Origin of the sequence: Sphaerochaeta sp. S2, assembly GCF_016406725.1 — a bacterium.
Lineage (GTDB): Bacteria > Spirochaetota > Spirochaetia > Sphaerochaetales > Sphaerochaetaceae > Sphaerochaeta.
Genome location: NZ_JAEKNT010000534.1, coordinates 1 through 2,799 on the forward strand (window position 1 = coordinate 1; position 2,799 = coordinate 2,799).

Here is a 2,799-nt window from a genome sequence, read left to right on the forward strand (position 1 = left end):
AAAGAAGTCTGGGTAGGTTAATCCTACCTGATTCAGCCTCTGTCGCTAGACAGGGGCCAGATGTATGCCCTTTTCTATTCAAGGCCCAATATATAGGAATGGGTGGTCATGTTGCTAGGGTGTATTTGGTTTGATGCTCACTTTTAAAGCAATCCAATGAATGTACAGTGATACTTTTGTGCACTCTGGTAGAGTTGGTTCTTCTCGACAACCATTGGTAGTGTATAGTTACGTTTACAATTTTCTAAAAGCTATGCTCATAGTGAAATTATCAATGGCCATGAGCCAAAATTTATGGTATACATGTGTAAGTTTTGTTAAAAACCAATAGGCAGACTATTGGTAATTTCCAACATTCAGGTGGGTCTTATACTAGGTATGTCTAAAAATTGGTAGTGAGGGATTTCTATGAAAAAAACAGTGCTTGTCGTGCTTCTTTGCCTTCTCTGTTCCTTGTCAATCTTCGCAGGCTATCGCCTTGATCTTTTTGCCATGGATCCGCTTCATGACATATATATGGCAGATAGAAACAGATCAAGCCTGGGGTTCAGCATGGACTATTTGTTCGACGGTTTTCCCGCTAGCGTGATGCAGGACCAAAGGACAACGAAGCCCACTGAGGTGTTTTTGCGCAAAGACTATGACATACCGATGCATTCTACAATCTATGTGGGCGAAACACTCAGCCTATTCCGTAATACCTTTACCTTTGACAATTGGCTCAGCCCCATTTCCTTTGATTTTTCTATCCAGTTTCAGCTGAAGTTTGTGCATGATGTCGAAATTACCGATCTTTTCGGTCAAGACGGCGTCTACTTCTTCGGAGGGACGATGAGCCTTGCAGATATGTTCTCCCTCAGAATAGGCCTCCATCACTACAGCTCCCACTACGGCGATGCGGTGTTCAAAAACCTCAAGCCGAAGCCGGGTGATGAGATAGATCCAAATTACAAGTATATCAGAATGAACAGCTTCGTCGTTGCCTTGTCTGTAGAGCCTGTCGACGGGATCAGGCTCTATGGCGAGTACAGTACCCTGGCACCAGGAGTCACTGCTACCTACAAACCCTACATGTTCAGTCCTTTTTGGTATGATACATACTGTAACACAGGATACCCTGATACATACAATGCGCGCATCATCAATTTTGGCGCTGAATTCTCCTATCCCATCTTCAAGAAACTCGGTAAAACTACAATCGCCTATGATTGCCATATGTATGAAGAGGGGAAAATCAGATATAGAGATGCATCAGGTGAGCTGCAGGATCCTGTGTATGATAAAGACGCACCTTGGGAAGTCGAGCACGGGGTAGTCCTGGCACAAGAGGTCAATGATCTCATGTCCTTGGAAATCGGCTATTTCAATGGAAGGCATCTGCTGAACAACTTCTATTTCCAGAGGTCTTCGTATTTGAGAGTCGGGATGCGAATCGACTTTGATGGATCTGTAACCCTGTACAATTCGACAAACAAACAATAAAAATAGAGGTAAGGGATGAAAAAAACACCTGTGTTGCTTCTTCTTTTGATATTGGGCACATCTTCACTCTTCGCTGGATTTGGGTATAGACTCGACCTGTTGTCTTTCGATCCGCTTTATACAGAATACCAGGCAGATAAGTACAGGACCGGTATGAGTTTCGATTATGCCTATGTGGCCGATGGCTTTCCTGACTATGTCTACCAGGACTGGCGGCAGGCGAATCAAGTAGGTGACGAAAAAAACGATGCGATGGTTTTCGAGTTGAACCGCAAACTTACACAAGAACCTTTCGTAGGGATCTTGAACATCGGTGAGACGCTGTCGCTCCTTAGGCACACGTTCAGTTTCGATGCCTGGCTCAGCCCCATATCCATTGATTTCTCCACACAGGGCATGATCAGTTTCATTATGGATGGGCAGGTGGCTGATAACATTGGCTTTGATGGTGCCTATTTCTTTGGCACTACCATAAGAGCGGCAGACCGCTTCTCCTTGAGAGCTGGCTTCCACCACTACTGTTCACACTATGGGGATGCTATTCTCAAACGTATCGACAACCATGCAGTTCCAGGAGGGCTGTCAGATCTGGACAAATTCTGGATCACCTATAAGTACGTCAGAATGAACGGCATCGCTATCGGGATCTCTGTAGACCCCGTCACCTGGCTCAGGGTGTATGGTGAATACAATTTTCTGCCCAAGAATATAAAGAGCTGGCGCCCGGTAATCTTCCGACCGAATTGGACAGATCTCACCCCCCACAATAACTACCCTGATGAATATGGGGCTCGTATCATTAACTTCGGCTTCGAGCTTGAATATCCTATTTTCAGGAAATGGGGAAATACCATCTTCGCCTACGACTGCCATCTGTATGAAGAAGGAAAAATCATGTACAGGGACGTACATGGCAAACCAGATCAAAGCATGACCCCTGTGTATGATCCGGGGGCACCTTGGGAGATGGAACACTCCTTCCTTCTTGCTCAGGAGATCAATGATTCCGTTTCTTTCGAATGTGGATATCGACATGGAAGGTTCCCATCTAATTCTTTCTACTATCAGCGTTCGTCCTATTTCTTCTTAGGTGCAAGATTCAATCCCAATCCAACTGTGAATCTGATCAATACAGAAAAATAGGGTGTAGGCGGGTAAAGCCCGTAAGAAGGGTCTAAACCTGTCGCCGAGGCAATAAAGGACTTCATCCTGTCACAGGATGCTGTAAACGCCGACGAGACACGCTTGCAAGTCCTTGACGAGCCTGGACGTAAGGACACCCTTGATTCCTGGATGTGGGTAATCTGCAGTGCGACC

At 45.5% G+C, this 2,799-nt stretch carries 2 protein-coding genes and 1 pseudogene; all 3 read left to right on the top strand.

Annotated elements, in window-relative coordinates; all coding sequences use genetic code 11:
* The first annotated feature begins 408 nt into the window (after positions 1-408).
* Positions 409-1,482 carry a hypothetical protein gene (locus JF818_RS15820; RefSeq protein WP_198893009.1) on the top strand — a complete coding sequence of 358 codons (1,074 nt, stop codon included), beginning with the start codon at positions 409-411 and terminating at the stop codon, positions 1,480-1,482.
* A gap of 15 nt (positions 1,483-1,497) precedes the next feature.
* Positions 1,498-2,625: a hypothetical protein gene (locus JF818_RS15825; protein ID WP_198893010.1), complete on the top strand. Its 1,128-nt coding sequence runs from the start codon at positions 1,498-1,500 to the stop codon at positions 2,623-2,625.
* A 45-nt stretch (positions 2,626-2,670) separates the two neighbouring features.
* Positions 2,671-2,799, top strand: a pseudogene (locus JF818_RS16765) (transposase); the annotation flags it as partial.